19 protein-coding genes are annotated in these 18385 nt (G+C 60.0%); 9 read left to right on the top strand and 10 right to left on the bottom strand.

Annotated elements, in window-relative coordinates:
* Positions 1-108 precede the first annotated feature (108 nt).
* The 5 genes from rplS to ffh all read right to left on the bottom strand — a co-directional run bounded on the left by rplS (position 109) and on the right by ffh (position 3741).
* Positions 109-459 carry a 50S ribosomal protein L19 gene (rplS, locus tag CKW17_RS07335; RefSeq protein ID WP_003175895.1) on the bottom strand — a complete coding sequence of 117 codons (351 nt, stop codon included), beginning with the start codon at positions 457-459 and terminating at the stop codon, positions 109-111.
* A 45-nt stretch (positions 460-504) separates the two neighbouring features.
* Complete coding sequence (gene trmD / locus CKW17_RS07340) at positions 505-1257, bottom strand: tRNA (guanosine(37)-N1)-methyltransferase TrmD (protein WP_095119350.1); 753 nt, start codon at positions 1255-1257, stop codon at positions 505-507.
* 2 nt (positions 1258-1259) lie between these two features.
* Positions 1260-1796 (bottom strand): ribosome maturation factor RimM, encoded by a 537-nt coding sequence (gene rimM / locus CKW17_RS07345; RefSeq protein WP_095119351.1) that lies wholly within the window; start codon positions 1794-1796, stop codon positions 1260-1262.
* Between the two features lie 5 nt (positions 1797-1801).
* On the bottom strand, positions 1802-2053 hold the full coding sequence (gene rpsP, locus CKW17_RS07350; protein WP_016986371.1) for a 30S ribosomal protein S16: 252 nt from the start codon (positions 2051-2053) through the stop codon (positions 1802-1804).
* A 311-nt stretch (positions 2054-2364) separates the two neighbouring features.
* A complete protein-coding gene (ffh, locus tag CKW17_RS07355) occupies positions 2365-3741 on the bottom strand; it encodes a signal recognition particle protein (RefSeq protein ID WP_007908988.1) in 1377 nt (458 codons plus the stop codon).
* 210 nt (positions 3742-3951) lie between these two features.
* On the opposite strand from ffh, the gene CKW17_RS07360 reads away from it, so the two are divergent.
* From CKW17_RS07360 to CKW17_RS07370, 3 genes are all read left to right on the top strand, one after another.
* On the top strand, positions 3952-4764 hold the full coding sequence (locus CKW17_RS07360) for an inner membrane protein YpjD (protein ID WP_038357737.1): 813 nt from the start codon (positions 3952-3954) through the stop codon (positions 4762-4764).
* Positions 4765-4776: 12 nt separating this feature from the next.
* On the top strand, positions 4777-6018 hold the full coding sequence (locus CKW17_RS07365; RefSeq protein WP_095119352.1) for a transporter associated domain-containing protein: 1242 nt from the start codon (positions 4777-4779) through the stop codon (positions 6016-6018).
* 304 nt (positions 6019-6322) lie between these two features.
* Positions 6323-7639, top strand: a complete 1317-nt coding sequence (locus CKW17_RS07370; RefSeq protein ID WP_095119353.1) for an MFS transporter — start codon at positions 6323-6325, stop codon at positions 7637-7639.
* 121 nt (positions 7640-7760) lie between these two features.
* On the opposite strand, the gene purT is transcribed toward CKW17_RS07370, so the two are convergent.
* The 5 genes from purT to CKW17_RS07400 form a co-directional block, all read right to left on the bottom strand.
* On the bottom strand, positions 7761-8942 hold the full coding sequence (gene purT, locus CKW17_RS07375) for a formate-dependent phosphoribosylglycinamide formyltransferase (protein ID WP_095119354.1): 1182 nt from the start codon (positions 8940-8942) through the stop codon (positions 7761-7763).
* A gap of 100 nt (positions 8943-9042) precedes the next feature.
* Complete coding sequence (locus tag CKW17_RS07380) at positions 9043-9510, bottom strand: VUT family protein (protein ID WP_016986366.1); 468 nt, start codon at positions 9508-9510, stop codon at positions 9043-9045.
* A gap of 350 nt (positions 9511-9860) precedes the next feature.
* On the bottom strand, positions 9861-10070 hold the full coding sequence (locus CKW17_RS07390; RefSeq protein ID WP_095112570.1) for a DUF1289 domain-containing protein: 210 nt from the start codon (positions 10068-10070) through the stop codon (positions 9861-9863).
* Positions 10067-10591: a gamma carbonic anhydrase family protein gene (locus CKW17_RS07395; RefSeq protein WP_046048198.1), complete on the bottom strand. Its 525-nt coding sequence runs from the start codon at positions 10589-10591 to the stop codon at positions 10067-10069. The genes CKW17_RS07390 and CKW17_RS07395 overlap by 4 nt, the downstream gene beginning before the upstream one ends.
* A gap of 45 nt (positions 10592-10636) precedes the next feature.
* Positions 10637-11236 (bottom strand): CoA pyrophosphatase, encoded by a 600-nt coding sequence (locus CKW17_RS07400; protein WP_095119356.1) that lies wholly within the window; start codon positions 11234-11236, stop codon positions 10637-10639.
* Positions 11237-11383: 147 nt separating this feature from the next.
* On the opposite strand from CKW17_RS07400, the gene CKW17_RS07405 reads away from it, so the two are divergent.
* The 6 genes from CKW17_RS07405 (at position 11384) to ptsP (ending at position 18370) form a co-directional block, all read left to right on the top strand.
* Complete coding sequence (locus tag CKW17_RS07405) at positions 11384-11935, top strand: NUDIX hydrolase (protein ID WP_095119357.1); 552 nt, start codon at positions 11384-11386, stop codon at positions 11933-11935.
* An 87-nt stretch (positions 11936-12022) separates the two neighbouring features.
* Complete coding sequence (locus CKW17_RS07410; protein WP_077571251.1) at positions 12023-12538, top strand: murein L,D-transpeptidase family protein; 516 nt, start codon at positions 12023-12025, stop codon at positions 12536-12538.
* Between the two features lie 283 nt (positions 12539-12821).
* Positions 12822-13553, top strand: a complete 732-nt coding sequence (locus CKW17_RS07415; protein ID WP_077571250.1) for a GntR family transcriptional regulator — start codon at positions 12822-12824, stop codon at positions 13551-13553.
* A 56-nt stretch (positions 13554-13609) separates the two neighbouring features.
* Entirely contained in the window at positions 13610-14716 is a 1107-nt protein-coding gene (nagA, locus tag CKW17_RS07420; protein WP_095119358.1) for an N-acetylglucosamine-6-phosphate deacetylase, read from the top strand.
* Complete coding sequence (locus CKW17_RS07425) at positions 14697-15719, top strand: SIS domain-containing protein (protein WP_095119359.1); 1023 nt, start codon at positions 14697-14699, stop codon at positions 15717-15719. Before nagA ends, CKW17_RS07425 begins: the two co-directional genes overlap by 20 nt.
* Before the next feature lie 137 nt (positions 15720-15856).
* A complete protein-coding gene (ptsP, locus tag CKW17_RS07430; protein ID WP_095119360.1) occupies positions 15857-18370 on the top strand; it encodes a phosphoenolpyruvate--protein phosphotransferase in 2514 nt (837 codons plus the stop codon).
* The last annotated feature ends 15 nt before the right edge of the window (positions 18371-18385 follow it).

Genomic DNA, 18385 nt, shown 5'->3' on the forward strand with positions numbered 1-18385 from the left:
AAGATCAAAAGATCGCAGCCTTCGGCAGCTCCTACAGGGGAATGGGAGGAATTTCGGGCAACAAAAAAGCAGCCCGTAGGCTGCTTTTTTCTGCATCGGAAGCTGGACTTAAGCCAGTTTTTCCTTGATGCGAGCTGCTTTACCCGACAGGTCGCGCAGGTAGTACAGCTTGGCTTTACGTACGTCACCGCGACGTTTAACAGCCATGCTGTCGATCTGCGGGGAGTAGGTCTGGAAAGTACGTTCTACGCCAACACCGTTGGAGATTTTACGAACGGTGAACGCACTGTTCACGCCGCGGTTACGCTTGGCGATTACAACGCCTTCGAACGCTTGCAGACGGGAACGATCGCCTTCCTTCACTTTCACCTGAACGACAATAGTGTCGCCTGGGGCGAAGGTAGGGATTTCTTTGGTCATCTGCTCTGCTTCGAGTGCAAGGATGATTTTGTTGGTCATGCTGTGCTCCTAAGGTAAATCGTTCGATCTACCATCGATACGTTGTTAACTATCGTCCCGCTCGCGGATGTATTCCTCGAGCAGCTTCTTCTCTTCTCCAGAAAGCGAGCGGCTTTCCAGAAGATCGGCGCGTCGTTCAAAGGTCCTACCAAGGGACTGCTGTAAACGCCAACGCCGGATATGCGCGTGATTGCCACTCAGCAACACGTCGGGAACACGCTGATCCGCATACACCTCAGGTCGGGTGTAGTGCGGGCAATCCAGCAGACCATCCGTAAAGGAATCTTCCTCAGCGGAATCCGCATGCCCTAAAGCTCCAGGCAGCAGTCGTGTAACCGCATCGATCAGGACCATCGCCGGCAGCTCGCCGCCAGACAGTACATAGTCACCAATCGACCACTCTTCATCGACATGAGCCTCAATAAAGCGCTCGTCAATGCCTTCATAGCGGCCGGCAATCAGGATCAATGCATCCGATTGTGCCAGCTCGCGTACCGCCGACTGAGTCAGTTGACGGCCTTGGGGGGACAGGTAAATCACCTTCGCCGCCTCCCCGGCTGCTGCCTTGGCCTGAACCAGAGCATCTTCCAGGGGCTTGATCTTCATCACCATGCCCGGACCACCGCCAAACGGGCGATCGTCCACAGTGTGATGCCGATCCGTCGTGTAGTTCCGCGGATTCCAACAGGTCAGCTGCAAGAGCCCCTGTTTGACCGCACGACTGGTGATGCCGTAGTCGCTGATGGCGGAAAACATCTCGGGAAACAAACTGATCACTTCTACGCGCAAATTAGCCACGTTTAGAAGTCCGCGTCCCAATCCACCTTCATCTCGCCCGCTGCCAGGTCGATGGCCAACACACATTGCTCCGTATAGGGCAACAGGCGTTCACGATCATCCAGGCTGCCAGCGCAAGGCTTGACGACCATTACATCATTGGCGCCGGTTTCCAGAAGATGATCGATTTTCCCGAGCAATTGCCCAAGGGTCTCGATTACCTTCAGACCTTCCAGCTGGTACCAGTAGTACTCACCGTCGGTCAATTCAGCGAACAGATTGCGCGGCACGCAGATCTCGTAACCGGCCAGAAGACGAGCTTCTTCACGATCATCAAGACCCTTGAGCTTTGCGACCAGGAACTTGTCGCTCCCGCGTCCACTGACCAGCTCGACCTGTTTGACATTGCCTTCGCGCTTGAGCGTCCAGGTTTTGTACTGCAACAGGTTTTCAGTCGGATCAGTAAAGGAATAAACCTTCACTTCGCCGCGAACGCCATGAACAGAATAAATTTTGCCAATAACGATCAAATCATCGGCAACAGCAGGCGTCGCGTTCATATTGCTCAGGCCGCAGCCTTGGCAGATTCCTTCAACAACTGAGCAACGCGCTCAGAAGGTTGTGCACCAACGCTCAGCCAGTAGGCTACGCGCTCTTGGTTCACGGACAGACGGGTTTCCTGACCACGGGCAACAGGGTTGAAGAAACCAACCTGTTCTTTGTGGGAGCCGTCACGCGGGTTACGCGAGTCGGTTACGGTCAGGTGGTAAAACGGGCGCTTTTTGGAGCCGCCAAGGGCAAGACGGATTGTTAGCATGTGAACATCGTTCCTGTAGTCGGTGCTGCAAATCTAAATGCACAGCGGGCATGGGTGCCCGAAAGGCCGCATATTCTAAGGAATATCCGGACTTTTGCAAATGACTTTTTCCGGCGCCTATGGCATGCCGTGCGGATTTGCATATAGAGCCGTCGATGAAAACGGCCAGTCAGCTCCCGCCGAGTGCGGGTTTGCTGTTGATCCTGCGTCCTTGCAGGGTCTGCGCCGGTGCGACGACCGGCGAAGTCTTAGTGTCCTGTCTCACCCATTTCGCTCACTTTTGGCGAGCAGAATGGGCGAGACGGGACACCTTACATTTTCGGCATGCCGCCGCCGGGCAACATACCGCCCATGCCGCGCATCATTTTCGCCATTCCGCCCTTGGCGGAGAATTTCTTCATCATCTTCTGCATCTGCTTGTGCTGCTTGATCAAGCGACCGATGTCCTGCACCTGAGTGCCGGAACCCATGGCGATACGACGTTTGCGCGAACCGCTGATCAGCTCAGGGTCGCGGCGCTCGGCCGGGGTCATGGAATTGATGATGGCTTCCATCTGTTTGAATTGTTTTTCTGCAGCGTTCTGGGCATTGCCCATTTGCGACAGGTTGACGCCGCCGATGCTCGGCAGCTTGTCCATGAGCCCGCCGAGGCCGCCCATGTTCTTCATTTGTTGCAGCTGATCACGGAAGTCTTCGAGGTCGAAGCCCTTGCCCTTCTTCAGCTTCTTGGCCAGTTTGTCGGCCTTGTCTTTATCGAGGGTCGCTTCGGCCTGTTCGATCAGGCTGAGCACGTCGCCCATGCCGAGAATGCGCGAGGCGATACGCTCAGGGTGGAACGGGTCAAGCGCTTCGCTCTTCTCGCCCATACCGATGAACTTGATCGGCTTGCCGGTGATGGCGCGTACCGACAGGGCGGCACCGCCACGGGCGTCGCCGTCGACCTTGGTCAGGATCACACCGGTCAGCGGCAGCGCATCACCGAAGGCCTTGGCCGTGTTGGCCGCGTCCTGACCGGTCATGGCGTCAACCACAAACAGGGTTTCGACCGGGTTGATCGCGGCGTGCAGCGCCTTGATCTCGCCCATCATCTCTTCGTCGATGTGCAGACGACCGGCGGTGTCGACGATGACCACGTCGATGAATTTCAGTTTTGCTTCTTTAATAGCGGCGGTGGCGATGTCCACCGGTTTCTGGCTCAGGTCGGACGGAAAGAACGTCACGCCGATGTCGTTGGCCAGGGTTTCCAGCTGTTTAATAGCGGCCGGGCGGTAAACGTCCGCCGACACGACCATGACCGACTTCTTCTTGCGCTCTTTAAGGAAGCGCGCCAGTTTGCCGGCGGTGGTGGTTTTACCGGCGCCCTGCAGACCGGCCATCAGAATGACGGCTGGCGGTACGGCGCTCAGGTTCAAATCTTCGTTGGCCGCGCCCATCAGGCTTTCGAGCTCAGCCTGGACGATCTTCACGAACGCCTGGCCCGGCGTCAGGCTGCGCGACACCTCGGTGCCGACAGCGCGCTCCTTGACCGAATTGACGAAGTCCTTGACCACCGGCAGGGCGACGTCGGCTTCGAGCAACGCCATGCGCACTTCACGCAGGGTGTCTTTGATATTGTCCTCGGTCAGCTTCGCCTTGCCGGTGACATGGCGCAGCGTCTGCGAGAGACGGTCGGTTAAGTTTTCAAACATTGCGCGATCCTTTCAGGCCCTGTGTAGACCGGGATAATGGCGGCCCAGACCGGAATCAACATGTGCTCGGCGAGCCTGCGGCGTGGGCAGGTCGCGGATTATAGCGAAGACTGCGGCTGGCGGACACCTCGCTGTCAGCTTCCTGAGTCTTTCGTGCCATGGCGGTTCTATGCCAAACTCAGCCCCTTTCGGGCTTGCCTAACAGGATTTATGCTCCCCTTGTCACCCAGTTTATTGACCACCCTCGCCGCCGCCCTTCTATATGCCGCTGCGACCCTTTATCAGAGCACCCGTCTGGCCACCGGCGCCAAGGCGAACAAGCGCCTGCTGGTTAGCCTCGGCGCGCTCGCCGTGGTGGCCCACGCTGCCAGCCTGCTCACTCACCTGCTGACGCCAATCGGTCTGGGCCTGGATTTCTTCAGCGCCTCCAGCCTGATCGCGGCGGCGGTGATCGCGCTGACGCTGATCGCCTGCTCGCGCATTCCGGTGGAAAACCTGCTGGTGCTGCTGTTCCCGCTCGGTGCGGTCACCGTGCTGCTGGCGCAGTTCGCGCCGACCGGCACTGTGCAGATCATTGATGAAGAGCCGGGTATCCTCGCGCACATTCTGTTGTCGATCCTCGCCTACGGCATGTTCACCATCGCGGTGTTCCAGGCCTTGCTGCTGCTGGTGCAGGACCACCAGCTCAAGCACAAGCACCCGTCCGGGCTGATCAAGAACTTTCCGCCGCTGCAAACCATGGAAAGCCTGTTGTTCGGTTTCCTCTGGGCCGGCTGGACGCTGTTGTCGCTGTCACTGATCTCCGGCTGGCTGTTCGTCGAGAACCTGTTCGCTCAGCATCTGGTGCACAAGACCCTGCTGGCGTGCCTGGCCTGGATCGTGTTCAGCGTACTGCTGTGGGGCCGCAATCGCCTCGGCTGGCGCGGCCACAAGGCGATTCGCTGGACTCTCGCCGGTTTCTGTCTGCTGATGTTGGCGTATTTCGGCAGCAAACTGGTTCGTGAATACATCCTGCACATCTGACGGGCGGCATAAATGGACGCTTTGCCCATAGGGCCGATGCTCGCGGTATTTGTCCTGCTGATTTTATGGTCAGGGCTGTTTACCGCCGTCGAAATCGCGCAGCAACACCTGCTCGCGCAACGCACCGCCTCGCGCGCCAGCGACAAACCGCTGGCGAAGCTGAGCTTCCCGCTCGACAGCCTGATCCTCTGCAATACGTTGTGCCGTGCGCTCGCCGTGGTGATTGCGACGCTGCTGGCGATTTTTCTCTGCGAAGAAAACGGCCCGTGGGCGGCATGCCTCGGTGCCGGCGCCATCCTGCTGGTGTTTGCCGATTACTTCCCGCGTACCGTCGCCCAGCGCTACCCCGATGCGGTGCTGGCGTTCGGCAATACCTTGCTGGCCGTGCCGTTGAAGATTGTTTATCCGTTTGCCTGGCTGTTCAGCCGTATCAGCGGTTTGCTGATGAGCCCGTTTGCTCGCAAAGTTCAGGTCGTGCAGCAAAGCGAAGATGACTCGCCTGCCGATCGCTACGACGATCCAGAGCATCCAGTGCGCGCGCACCCGGTTTCAGGCATTCATGCACTGGACAACATCACGGTCAACGACATTCTGGTGCCGCGCAGTGACGTCGACGGCATCAACCTCGACGATTCTCTCGAAGAGATCATTGAGCAACTGCGTCACAACAAACGTACGCGCCTGCCGGTTTTTCACAGCGACATCAATCAGGTTGAAGCGGTGCTCAACACCCGGCAGATCCGCCATCTGCTGAGCAACGGAGATCTGACGCTCGAAGCCTTGCTGGCCGCCAGTTACGAGCCGTACTTCGTGCCGGAAAGCACGCCGCTGCAACTGCAACTGCTGAACTTCCACAAGCAACAACGCCGCCTCGGCATGGTGGTCGACGAGTACGGCGAAGTGCTTGGCATCGTCACTCTGGAAGACATTCTCGAAGAAATAGTCGGCGAATTTGAAAGCGAGCACAGCCTGGATAATCCGCATATTCATCCGCAGGGCGATGGCCGCATGGTCATTGACGGTGCCGCGTCGATCCGCGAATTGAACAAGTGTTTGGGCTGGCATTTGCCGAGCGATGGGCCGAAAACGCTGAATGGGCTGGTGACTGAAGCGTTGGAGACGATTCCCGAGAGTTCGGTTTGCCTAAAGATCGGGCGTTATCGGCTGGAGATTCTTGAGACTGAAGAGAACCGGGTTAGCAAAGTGCTGATTTGGCATACCTCTTCTGTGCCTGCTTTGGTGCCTGCCCGATAGAAAGATCAAAAGATCGCAGCCTGCGGCAGCTCCTACATTTGAAATGCGTTCCCATGTAGGAGCTGCCGCAGGCTGCGATCTTTTTGCTCTTGTTCAATCGTTAGCCCCCTTCCTATAATCTAGGCGCTTACCCAAGCCCCGCCGAACCGCGTGCTTACCCCGCACCCAACAGGTTTCGGCTATTTCCGCTGTACTCCGGCGACTGTTCCTACCTGAAACAGCGACCGCGCCTCATCCCACATCCCTGGGTGCTCGACCATAATAATTCGCTCCAACGGAGCTCATGACTGTCAGGGATCACCGCATGACAACCAGTACCGCTATCAGCGACACCACCCCTGCCCAACCGACCAACTCCGCGACCCGCGTGGCCACGGCGAGTTTTATCGGCACCGCGATCGAGTTCTACGATTTCTACGTTTACGCCACCGCCGCCGCTCTGGTGATCGGGCCAGTGTTCTTTCCACAGACCTCCGGCACCGCACAGATGCTTTCGGCGTTTCTGACCTTTGGCATTGCCTTCCTCGCCCGACCGCTGGGCTCGGCGTTGTTCGGCCATTTTGGTGACCGTATCGGGCGCAAGTCGACGCTGGTCGCATCCTTGCTATTGATGGGTGTGTGCACAACGCTGATTGGCGTGCTGCCGGGGTACGCCACCATCGGCGCATGGGCGCCGATTCTGCTGTGTGTGCTGCGTTTCGGTCAGGGCCTTGGATTGGGCGGCGAATGGGGCGGTGCCGCCCTGCTCGCCACGGAAAACGCGCCGAAAGGCAAACGTGCGTGGTTCGGCATGTTCCCGCAGCTTGGGCCTTCGATTGGTTTTCTCGCGGCCAACGGCTTGTTCCTGACACTGGCCATGACCCTCAATGACGAGCAGTTCCGCAGCTGGGGCTGGCGGATCCCGTTTCTGCTCAGCGCAGCGCTGGTGATGGTCGGCCTGTATGTACGGTTGAAACTGCATGAAACCCCGGTATTCGCCAACGCCATCGCTCGTCAGGAGCGTGTAAAAATCCCGCTGGTCGAGCTGTTCAGCCAGTACTGGGCGCCGACGTTGTTGGGCGCGGCGGCAATGGTGGTCTGCTATGCGCTGTTCTATATCTCGACGGTGTTTTCCCTGAGCTATGGGGTTTCCACGCTGGGTTATAGCCGTGAGACGTTCCTTGGCCTGCTGTGCTTTGCCGTGCTGTTCATGGCGGCCGCGACACCGCTGTCAGCCTGGGCCAGCGACCGTTACGGGCGCAAACCGGTGCTGATCATCGGCGGCGTGCTGGCGATTCTTTCCGGGTTTCTGATGGAACCGTTGCTGACTCAGGGCTCGACCTGGGGCGTGGCGCTGTTCCTGTGCATCGAACTGTTCTTGATGGGCGTGACGTTCGCGCCGATGGGGGCGCTGTTGCCTGAGTTGTTCCCGACCCATGTGCGTTATACCGGTGCTTCGGCGGCGTATAACCTGGGCGGCATTGTCGGGGCCTCGGCGGCGCCGTTCTTTGCGCAGAAACTGGTGGCGATGGGGGGGCTGAATTATGTCGGCGGGTATGTGTCGGGGGCGGCGGTGCTGAGTTTGATTGCGGTGCTGTGCCTGAAAGAGACGAGGGATAACGATCTGAATCGGGTTGCCTGACAGAAGATCAAAAGCTTCGCGAGCAGGCTCGCTCCCACAGGTTTTTTGGGGTTGGTCACAGATTCTGTGTTCACCCAATCCCATATGAGAGCGAGCCTGCTCGCGAATGTCACGACTCGTTTTAGAGTTCTACAACAACAGCCTGAGCAGCGCGGGTCGCCTTGGCACGAGCAGCCTCGATCGACTCATCCCGCGCCAGCGCCACACCCATGCGACGCTGACCATTCACTTCCGGCTTGCCAAACAGACGCAGCGCCGTGTCCGGCTCGCTCAACGCCGCGCCGAGGTTGGCGAACGCGGTCTGAGCCGACTGCCCTTCCACCAGAATCACCGCCGAAGCCGATGGCCCGAACTGACGGATCAATGGCACCGGCAAGCCCAGAATCGCGCGAGCGTGCAGGGCGAACTGCGACAGGTCCTGCGAAATCAGCGTCACCAGACCGGTGTCATGCGGACGCGGCGAGACTTCGCTGAACCACACCTGATCACCCTTGATGAACAGCTCAACGCCAAACAGACCACGGCCGCCCAGCGCTTCAGTCACTGCTTTGGCAACGCGCTCGGATTCAGCCAGAGCAATCGGGCTCATGGCTTGTGGCTGCCACGACTCCTGATAGTCGCCCTTCTCCTGACGGTGACCGACCGGCGCACAGAACGTGGTGCCGCCGATGTGGCGAACGGTCAGCAGAGTGATTTCGTAGTCGAAATCGATAAAGCCTTCGATGATCACCCGACCTTTACCGGCACGACCGCCCTCTTGCGCGTAATCCCAGGCTTTCTGCACGTCATCGGTGCTGCGCAGCAGACTCTGGCCTTTGCCCGACGAGCTCATCACCGGTTTGACGACGCATGGGAAACCCAGGTCTTCGACGGCTTTGCTGTAGTCCTCGAAGGTGTCGGCAAAGTGGTAAGGCGAGGTCGGCAGGTCCAGCTCTTCAGCGGCCAGACGACGGATACCTTCGCGGTTCATGGTCAGTTGCGCAGCGCGCGCGGTCGGGATCACGGTGAAGCCTTCGGCTTCCAGTTCGACCAGGGTGGCGGTGGCGATGGCTTCGATTTCCGGCACGATGAAGTGCGGCTTCTCGGCTTCGATCACCGCACGCAGGGCGGCGCCGTCGAGCATGTTGATCACGTGGCTGCGATGGGCGACTTGCATGGCCGGCGCGTTGGCGTAGCGGTCGACGGCAATCACTTCAACGCCCAGGCGTTGCAGCTCGATCACCACTTCCTTGCCCAACTCACCACAGCCACACAGCAATACGCGGGTCGCGGTTGGCGACAATGGAGTTCCGATACGGGTCATCTCAGGTCCTCAAAGAAGCGGATCATCGAGGAAAGCAACGCCTGACGCGCTTTCCATGGGGAGAAAGCGCGGCATTTTACATGAACCTGAGGGTTTGGCTTCAGCCGGCGACGGCCTGTTTGCGCTCGCGCCAGGCCATGATCAGCCAGACGGCGGTGACACCGGCGAATTTCGAGGCCAGCGCGGTGATGATCACCGGTGGCGTCAGCAGGTCGATCATGCCGAAAAAGATGAAGGTGTCGAGGGGGATGCTCAGTGCCGAACTTATCCACAAGCGGTCGCGCAATGGCCGTTTGGTGATGCTGAACACCAGCCAGTCGATGCACTCGGAAACCGCGAACGCCGTGGCGCTGGCCAGCGCGATGGAGGGATCGGAGGTGACGTAGGACAGCACCAGCGCCGCCAGCATTGCCACGATGGCGCCGTGGCCGAAGCGGGTTTGCACCATGTCGCGCAGCACGAACACCAGACCACCCCATGCCGACCAGATGATGTCCAGATGCGGCGCGGTGGAGAAGGCGAAGTTGATCAGCACGACGCTGCTGATGTAGGCGATGAGGAAAATCATGGAGGCGACCTGGCAGATTGGCGCACAGATTACTGGACCCGCAGATCAAGAGCCACCCCCTCACCCCAGCCCTCCCGAAACGTCGGACCGCCCCCAAGGGGGCGAGGGGGAAAGGGAGCAGATCTTCGTTGAATCGAATCCCGAGTTCGACTGGAGAACGCAGGCCGGTACGGACCGAACAATCACCCCGGTCATTCCCTCCCCCTTCAAACGAAGGGAAGGGAGCCTGTTGGGGGCCTTTCAAATCTTGAGTCCGACTCGACATGTCAGGTCGGCGTATAGCGAAAGACACCTCGGTCAGTCGCCTCTCCCCCTGGGAGAGGGTTAGGGTGAGGGCACTCTCAAGCCGATCACGATTTCGAAGGGATCATCCACACCAACCCACTCGCCTTCGCTCGCTCATGACACAACCCCAACACCACACGGCGCTCGTCATTGCTCATGCGGCCCCAGCGGGTGATTTCCTCGACCGTACGCTGGCAGCCAGTGCAGATGTCAGCCTCATCCAGCGCACAAATATTCACGCATGGCGAGGCTACAGGTCTTTCGGGCGTGTTCATTCTTCCTGCTCAATCAGATCGCGCGCATAACGCTGGGAGTTATGCACATAGTGCGCGGCGCTGGCCTCGAGCATCTTCTTCTGCGGCTCGGTCAGCTCGCGCACGACCTTGCCCGGCGAGCCCATCACCAGCGAACCATCGGGAATTTCCTTGCCCTCGCCGATCAGCGAATTGGCGCCAATGATGCAGTTCTTGCCGATCTTCGCGCCGTTGAGAATCACCGCATTGATGCCGATCAGGCTGTAATCGCCGACGGTGCAACCATGCAGCATGGCATTGTGGCCAATGGTCACGCCGGTGCCGATGGTCAGCGGGTAGCCCATGTCAGTGTGCATCACGGTGCCATCCTGCACATTGCTGTTCTTGCCGATCAGGATCAGTTCGTTATCGCCGCGCAGCACGGCGTTGAACCAGACGTTGGCGCCCTCTTCCAGTTTGACCTTGCCCACCAGCACGGCATTGGGGGCGACCCAGCTTTGTGGATGGGTTTCGACACGGGCGTCGCCCAAGCGGTATTTCATCTTGTTTTCCTCAGGGCTCACGGTGATGGCCATTCGAACGATGGCTTACGTATCAATAAAGCTTTTCGGCGGTTGGTGCAGACTGATCTTGGCGTCATAGAGCAGATTGATCAACTCGACGATCATGATCGCGGTCAGCCCCCAGATCTTGTATTCGCCAAACCGATAGCTCGGCACGTACCAACTGCGGCCCTGATAGTCGATACGGTGAGTGTGTTCGCGAGGGTCTTTGCGGAAGAACTCCAGCGGCACGCTGAAGACGGCAGCGATTTCGGCATCGTTGGCGCGGTACTCGACAAAATCGGGGATGACGCCGACATAAGGCGTGACCTTGATGCCGTGCAGGGAAATCAGGGGGCTGAGTGGACCAATGACTTCTACCAGGCCCGGCGGCAGGCCGATTTCTTCTTCGGCCTCACGTAGTGCGGTAAAGATCAGGTCCGGGTCTTCCGGATCGCGGCGGCCACCGGGGAAGGCGACTTCGCCACCGTGCGTCGAGAGCCCGCTGGCACGCAAGGTCAGCACCAGTTCCGGCTCATCACTGCGGGTGATCGGCACCAGAACGGCGGCCTCGGGGAAACGTGTGTCGGTCTCCAGCGTGCGCGGTGTGTGGTTGCTTACCCTATGCAGTAGCTCGTCCAGCATGAGTGTTCTCGATCAGTGCCTTACCCTGCATCATGCACCAATCATTGCAGCCGCCCAAGCCCCCGAAACCCGCCGTGTCGCGAAACGACAACTTGCCGACCGGCACCGCTGCACGCCAAGATAGGCGCAGCATTCAGGAAGCCCAGCATGAAATTTTGCAGCCACTGCGGTAACCCGGTCACCCAGCGCATTCCCGAAGGCGACTCGCGGCTGCGATTTGTCTGTGACAGCTGTCAGACCATTCACTATCAAAATCCCAATATCGTTGCCGGCTGCGTGCCGACCTGGGGCACGAAAGTGTTGCTCTGTCGCCGCGCCATCGAGCCGCGCCTCGGTTACTGGACCTTGCCCGCCGGTTTCATGGAGAACGGCGAGACCATCGAGCAGGCCGCCGTGCGCGAAACTGCCGAAGAAGCCTGCGCCCGGGTGCGTAACTTGAGCATCTATACGCTGATCGACGTGCCGCACATCAGTCAGGTGCATGTGTTCTTCCGCGCCGAACTGGTCGATCTGGACTTTGCTGCGGGCCCCGAGAGCCTCGAAGTGCAACTATTCGACGAAGCCGACATTCCCTGGGACGAGCTGGCTTTCCGCACGGTGGGGCGTACCTTAGAATGCTTCTTTGCTGATCGGCGTGTTGAGGTGTATCCGGTTCGTTCGGAATCGATTCCGCCGCTTGCTCAACCTGCCATTACTTGATTTCGTCGCCGGCCAGCCGATAACCCGAGCACGTCTGCACAACACCTATAAATCATGTATCTGCGTCATTCCTGGGGAATCGTTTCAATGCGCTGGTTGCTTGCCCTGTTCTGCCTGTCGTTCGTTACCGTCTCCCAAGCGTCCTTCGTGACCACCGTGACGCCCGCGAATACCCCGCTTATCGAAAAAGTCCTGGTGCTCAAATCGGCGCATCAATTGCAGCTGATCGCCGACGGCAAGCCGCTCAAGACCTATCGCATTTCCTTGGGCAAGGGCGCGAAAAAAGGCCCGAAACTGATTGAAGGCGACAAACGCACGCCGGAAGGTTTCTATTGGATCGACTGGCGCAAGACCAGCGACAAATTCAACCTGTCGATGCACATCTCCTACCCGAACATCAGCGATTCAGCCCGCGCCCGACGCGAAGGCGTCGAGCCTGGCGGGATGATCATGATCCACGGCACGCCGGATTCGGAAGAAACCCCGGAAGACCTGTTCCACACCCTGGACTGGACTGACGGCTGCGTCGCCATGCGTAACGTCGACATGCGTGAAGTGTGGAATCTGGTGCCGGACGGCACGATGGTCGAAATCCGCCCTTAAGCAGCGACCGCTGGTCACCCGCAAAAAAATAAATCAAAAGATCGCAGCCTGCGGCAGCGCCTACAAGGGTGATACCACTCTCAACTGTAGGAGCTGCCGCAGGCTGCGATCTTTTGCTTTTTACAGCCCACCTTTAATACCACTTCAAACCACCCCCTCTAAAACCCGCCATTTCATTGGATTAACCGCCGATTGCCTGCGTTGACATGGTATTCAAGTGGTATTAATTTCCGCCCCACAAGCGAGCCACAACAATCCTATATTCGCGACGGAAATGCCCTACATGAACGACCTCCATACCCTACGCCCGGACGACTCCCAGCCGACGCCGCTGTACCTGCAGCTGGCGCGCAATCTGGAAGCCGCGATTCATGCCGGGCAGTGGAAGTCCGAGCAGGCGATGCCCTCGGAACGCAACCTCAGCGAGCAACTGGGCATCTCCCGAGTGACTGCGCGCAAGGCGCTGGAAGTCCTCCTCGATCAAGGCTTGATCCGCCGCTTGCAAGGCTCCGGCACCTTCATTACCCCACGCCTCGAACAACCGCTGTCGCGCCTTTCGGGCTTCAGCGAAATGCTCCGCCTCAAGGGCTTCGTACCCAGCTCACACTGGCTGGAACGTGAAATCACCCTGCCGACTCACGAAGAACTGATCCGCCTCAGCCTGTCGCCGAACGACAAGGTCGCGCGCATGAAGCGTCTGCGCAAAGCCGATGACACCGTTATGGCCATCGAGATGAGCACTCTGCCCGCCTCGATCATGCCCAAGCCGCAACGGGTCGGCGATTCGCTCTACGAATACCTCGACGGCATCGGCAAGCCGATCGTCCGCGCCCTGCAGCACATCCAGGCGATCAACGCCTCGGACGAGTTCGCCGCGCTGGTCGGCATCGCCCCCGGCACCGCGATGCTGCTGATGACCCGGGTCGGTTATCTGGAAGACAACACACCGATCGAAGTCACCGACACCTATTGCCGCAACGACTACTACGACTTTGTTGCAGAGCTTCGTAGATAAAGAGCTTCGTCGATAAAGAGCTGCGTCGATAAGCGCAGCCACAAGCGAGAACCAAAATGTCCGAAGACAACATCCTCACCGCCAGCGGCTGGATTCGCGGCCGGCTGATCCACGAACACGGCAAAGTCGTGTCGATCGAAGGCGTACCCTGCGATCCGGCAACTAATGATCTGCCGTATCTGCTGCCCGGTTTCATCGATCTGCACGTCCACGGCGGTGGTGGCAAAGACATCATGGAAGGCGCCAGCGCCTTCGAGACCATCACCAGAACCCACGTGCGCTTCGGCACCACCTCGCTGCTCGCCACCACCATGACCGCGCCGAGTGCCGAGATCTCCAGTGTCTTGAAAGAAGTCGGAGAATTCTGCGAACAGCGTCCGAAAGGTGCCGCGCGGGTCCTCGGCGTACACCTCGAAGGTCCGTACATCAATCCGGGAAAACTCGGCGCGCAACCGAATTTCGCCCACACCGCATTGATGGCCGAAGTCGAAGAATACCTGGCACTGGCGCCGATCCGGGTGATCACCATCGCCCCGGAAATCGCCGGCCACGACGGTTTGATCCGTGAGCTGAGCAGCCGTGGCGTGCGCATGCAGATCGGCCACACCCTCGGCAGTTACGAGGAAGGCGTCGCCGCACTGGAGGCCGGCGCGACCAGTTTCACCCACCTCTACAACGCCATGAGCCCGCTGCATCACCGCGAACCGGGCATCGTCGGCGCTGCGCTGGCCCACGCCAAATTCGCCGAGCTGATTCCGGATTTGCTGCACGTGCACCCCGGCGCCATCCGCGTGGCCCTGCGCTCGATCCCGTGCCTGTATTGCGTGACCGATTCGACCGCTGCCGCCGGCATGCCCGACGGTGAATACAAGCTCGGCAGCCACACCGTGACCAAATGCCTGGGCGGCGTGCGCCTGCCGGACGGCACTTTGGCCGGCAGCACGCTGACCATGGATCAAGCCCTGCGCAACCTGGTGAAGATCGGTTTGCCGATCGCCGAAGCCTCGCAGCGCCTGTCGCAATTCCCCGCCGATTACCTCGGCATCACCGAACGCGGGCGCTTGCAACCGGGTGCCTGGGCCGACTGCGTGCGGCTGGATCGCTCACTCACACTGACCGCCGTCATGGTCGAAGGAGAAGACATTGACTTCAAAAATGCTTGAGGAGGCGCTGTCCTCGTTCGAGGCTGTGCAAGCCCAACTGCAACAGCTCGACCCGCAAATGATCGAGATCGCCGGGCGTCTGCGCCGTCAGCCACCGCAAGTGGCGATGACCGTTGCGCGCGGCAGCTCCGACCACGCGGCGAGCTACTTCGCCTACCTGACCATGCAGCAACTGGGCGTGCCGGTGGCGTCGTTGCCGATGTCGGTGGTGACCATGCAGCAGGCGCCATTGAAGGTCAGCGGTCAGGTCGCGTTCGCGTTTTCGCAATCGGGGCAGAGCCCGGATCTGGTCAACAGCCTGCGCCTGTTGCGCAAGCGTGGCGCGCTGAGCGTGTCGATGGTCAACGCCGCCGATTCGCCACTGGAAGCGGCGTGTGAATTCAGCGTGCCGCTGCTCGCCGGCACTGAAAGCAGCGTCGCCGCGACCAAGAGTTTTATCGCCACCCTCAGCGCCAGCGCTCGTTTGATCGCGCACTGGAAAGAGGACAGCGAATTGCTTGAGGCCGGTAACGGCTTGCCCGAAGGCCTGCGCGAAGCGGCGAAACAGGACTGGGGCGTGGCCATTGAAGCCCTGCGCGATTGCGAGCGCTTGATGGTCATTGGTCGTGGTGCCGGTTTCGCCATCGCTCAGGAAGCGGCGCTGAAATTCAAGGAAACCTCGGCGATTCAGGCCGAAGCGTTCAGCAGCGCCGAAGTGCGTCACGGCCCGATGGCCCTGATCGATGAACATTATCCGTTGCTGGTTTTCGCCCCACGCGGCGCAGAGCAGGCTGGCCTTCTGAGTCTCGCGGCAGAAATGCGTCAGCGCGGCGCCCGTGTGTTGCTGGCCGCGCCGGATGACGTCAGCGAACGCGATCTGACCCTGACCCGCGCCGAACATCCGGCCCTCGATCCAATCCTGGCGATCCAGAGCTTCTACGTGATGGCCGCAGGTCTGGCCGTGGCCCGTGGCATGGACCCGGATCAGCCGCGCCACCTGAGCAAAGTGACCCGCACGCACTAATTGAAGCAAACCTGCAGGAGCTGCCGAAGGCTGCGATCTTTTGATTTTGATCCAAAAAAACAAGATCAAAAGATCGCAGCCTTCGGCAGCGCCTACAGGGGACATCGAACCCGAGATTTAACCGATGAGACCGAGCCATGCACAACAACAATAAAGAGCTGACCCTCAGCGCCCCGCTCAGCGGCCCGGTGCTCACGCTCGCCAAAGTCCCGGACGCGGTGTTCGCCAGCGGCGCGATGGGCGACGGCATTGCCATCGACCCGATCAACGACACCCTGTACTCGCCGTGCGCCGGAGTGATCATTCACGTCGCGCGCACCAGCCATGCACTCACTGTGCGTGCCGACAACGGCGCGGAAATCCTCCTGCACCTGGGGCTCGACACCGTTGAGTTGAACGGCGAAGGCTTCTCGATGCTGGTCAAGGATGGCACGCGTGTCAGCAAGGGCCAGCCGTTGTTGCGCTATGACCTCGACAAGGTCGGCCAACAGTGCAAAAGCCTCGTCAGCTTGTTGATCCTGACCAACAGCCAGGATTTCCAGGTACGGCCGATCACCCTCAAAGCGGTGAAGGTCGGAGAGCCGTTGCTGCACATTGTGGCGCGCAACGGTTCGGCGGCGAGCGCTGAAGTCGTCGGCGGGCCGGAGGTTCATGGTCATGTGCTGGTGGCTCATCGCGGTGGATTGCATGCACGCCCGGCCGCGTTGATTCGGCAGACTGCGCAAGGTTTCAAGAGCCAGTCTCAGCTGCACTTCGCCGGTAAATCGGCGCCGTGCAACAGCCTGATCGGCCTGATGGGCCTGGCGGTTGGCGAGCAGGATGAAGTGCAGGTCAGCTGTCAGGGGCCGGATGCCGAAGCGGCGTTGCAAGCATTGCTCACAGCATTGGCCACGGCGCTCCCGGATGATCATCACGCTGCGGCGCCGGTCAATGTTGCCGCTATTAAACGCCCGGCCGAAGCTGGCGTATTACACGGTGTCTGCGCTGCGCCAGGACTGGTCGGCGGGCCGCTGTTTCGTTTGAACGCGATCAGTTTGCCAGTGGATACGGGCAACCATGATCCGCTGCAGCAACAGCAGGTGCTCGACGCTGCACTGACTCAGGTACGCAATGAAATCGACGGCACCCTGGTTCAAGCGAAAAAACACAAGAATGCCGATGAAGAAGCGATCTTCGCCGCGCATCTGGCACTGCTCGAAGACCCGGCGCTGCTCGACGCTGCACAGCAATCCATCGAACAAGGCACTGCGGCGACTCACGCCTGGAGCCAGTCTATAGATGTGCAATGCGAAGTCTTGCAACACACCGGCAGCGCGCTGCTGGCCGAACGCGCCAACGATCTGCGCGACCTCAAACAACGCGTACTACGTGCGTTGCTCGGTGAGGCGTGGAATTACGACGTGCCGGCAGGCGCCATTGTTGCCGCACATGAACTGACGCCCTCGGATTTGCTGCAACTCAGCGCGCAAGGTGTCGCCGGGTTGTGCATGGCCGCGGGTGGCGCGACTTCGCATGTGGCGATTCTGGCGCGCGGCAAAGGGCTGCCGTGCATGGTGGCGCTGGGTTCGGCATTGCTTGATCAGCCGCAAGGTCATTCGGTGGTGCTCGATGCTGACGGTGGACGTCTCGAACTGACACCGAATGCCGATCGTCTGGCTGAAGTTCAACAGATGCAAATTGATCGCCAGCAACGTCGCGACGCGCAGCAGGCCAAAGCTCACCTGCCAGCCGAAACGCGAAATGGCGTGCACATCGAAGTCGTCGCCAATGTCGCTTCCAGCGGTGAAGCGGCAGATGCCTTTGCCAACGGTGCCGATGGTGTCGGCCTGCTGCGCACCGAGTTTTTATTCGTTGATCGTCAGACCGCTCCGGACGTCGAAGAGCAACGCAGCGCCTATCAAGCCGTGATCGATGCGATGGGCGACAAGTCAGTGATCATCCGCACCATCGACGTCGGCGGCGACAAACAACTCGACTACCTGCCGCTGCCGATCGAAGCCAACCCGGTACTCGGCCTGCGCGGCATTCGTCTGGCTCAGGCGCGCCCGGAAATCCTCGATCAGCAACTGCGCGCGCTGCTGCAAGTCAGCCCGCTGCACCGTTGCCGGATCCTGTTGCCGATGGTCACCGAAGTCGATGAGCTGCTGCACATTCGCCAACGCGTCGATGCGCTGTGCCTGGAGATGGGCATCACGCAACGCCCGGAAATCGGCGTGATGATCGAAGTCCCCGCCGCCGCGCTGCAGGCCGAACAACTCGCCGAACACGCCGACTTCCTCTCGATCGGCACCAACGATTTGTCGCAATACACCTTGGCCATGGATCGCGACCACGCAGGTTTGGCCGCCCGTGTCGACGCCCTGCACCCGGCGCTGTTGCGCCTGATCGCCATGACCTGCGAAGGCGCGGCGGTGCACAAGCGTTGGGTCGGCGTCTGCGGCGCCCTCGCCTCCGACCCGCTGGCGACGCCAGTGTTGATTGGTCTGGGCGTTACCGAACTGTCGGTCAGCCCGGTGCAGATCGGGGAAATCAAGGATCGCGTGCGCCAGGTCCACGAAGCCGAATGCCAGCGCCTCAGCCGCGACCTGCTCAAGCTGAGCAGCGCCGCCGCCGTGCGCCACGCCTGTCATCAACATTGGCCTCTGCGCTAACAAAAACAACAAGGA

The sequence above is a fragment of the Pseudomonas sp. Irchel s3f10 genome, assembly GCF_900187515.1.
GTDB classification, from domain to species: Bacteria; Pseudomonadota; Gammaproteobacteria; order Pseudomonadales; family Pseudomonadaceae; genus Aquipseudomonas; species Aquipseudomonas tensinigenes.

Coding starts and splice junctions, on each gene's coding strand:
- CKW17_RS07365 (WP_095119352.1), top strand. CDS start 4,777: ATGGACGCTTTGCCCATAGGGCCGATGCTCGCGGTATTTGTCCTGCTG.
- CKW17_RS07395 (WP_046048198.1), bottom strand. CDS start 10,591: ATGAAATACCGCTTGGGCGACGCCCGTGTCGAAACCCATCCACAAAGC.
- CKW17_RS07410 (WP_077571251.1), top strand. CDS start 12,023: ATGCGCTGGTTGCTTGCCCTGTTCTGCCTGTCGTTCGTTACCGTCTCC.
- CKW17_RS07370 (WP_095119353.1), top strand. CDS start 6,323: ATGACAACCAGTACCGCTATCAGCGACACCACCCCTGCCCAACCGACC.
- rplS (WP_003175895.1), bottom strand. CDS start 459: ATGACCAACAAAATCATCCTTGCACTCGAAGCAGAGCAGATGACCAAA.
- CKW17_RS07390 (WP_095112570.1), bottom strand. CDS start 10,070: ATGAACACGCCCGAAAGACCTGTAGCCTCGCCATGCGTGAATATTTGT.
- ptsP (WP_095119360.1), top strand. CDS start 15,857: ATGCACAACAACAATAAAGAGCTGACCCTCAGCGCCCCGCTCAGCGGC.
- nagA (WP_095119358.1), top strand. CDS start 13,610: ATGTCCGAAGACAACATCCTCACCGCCAGCGGCTGGATTCGCGGCCGG.
- ffh (WP_007908988.1), bottom strand. CDS start 3,741: ATGTTTGAAAACTTAACCGACCGTCTCTCGCAGACGCTGCGCCATGTC.
- CKW17_RS07360 (WP_038357737.1), top strand. CDS start 3,952: ATGCTCCCCTTGTCACCCAGTTTATTGACCACCCTCGCCGCCGCCCTT.
- rpsP (WP_016986371.1), bottom strand. CDS start 2,053: ATGCTAACAATCCGTCTTGCCCTTGGCGGCTCCAAAAAGCGCCCGTTT.
- CKW17_RS07405 (WP_095119357.1), top strand. CDS start 11,384: ATGAAATTTTGCAGCCACTGCGGTAACCCGGTCACCCAGCGCATTCCC.
- CKW17_RS07415 (WP_077571250.1), top strand. CDS start 12,822: ATGAACGACCTCCATACCCTACGCCCGGACGACTCCCAGCCGACGCCG.
- CKW17_RS07380 (WP_016986366.1), bottom strand. CDS start 9,510: ATGATTTTCCTCATCGCCTACATCAGCAGCGTCGTGCTGATCAACTTC.
- purT (WP_095119354.1), bottom strand. CDS start 8,942: ATGACCCGTATCGGAACTCCATTGTCGCCAACCGCGACCCGCGTATTG.
- rimM (WP_095119351.1), bottom strand. CDS start 1,796: ATGAACGCGACGCCTGCTGTTGCCGATGATTTGATCGTTATTGGCAAA.
- CKW17_RS07400 (WP_095119356.1), bottom strand. CDS start 11,236: ATGCTGGACGAGCTACTGCATAGGGTAAGCAACCACACACCGCGCACG.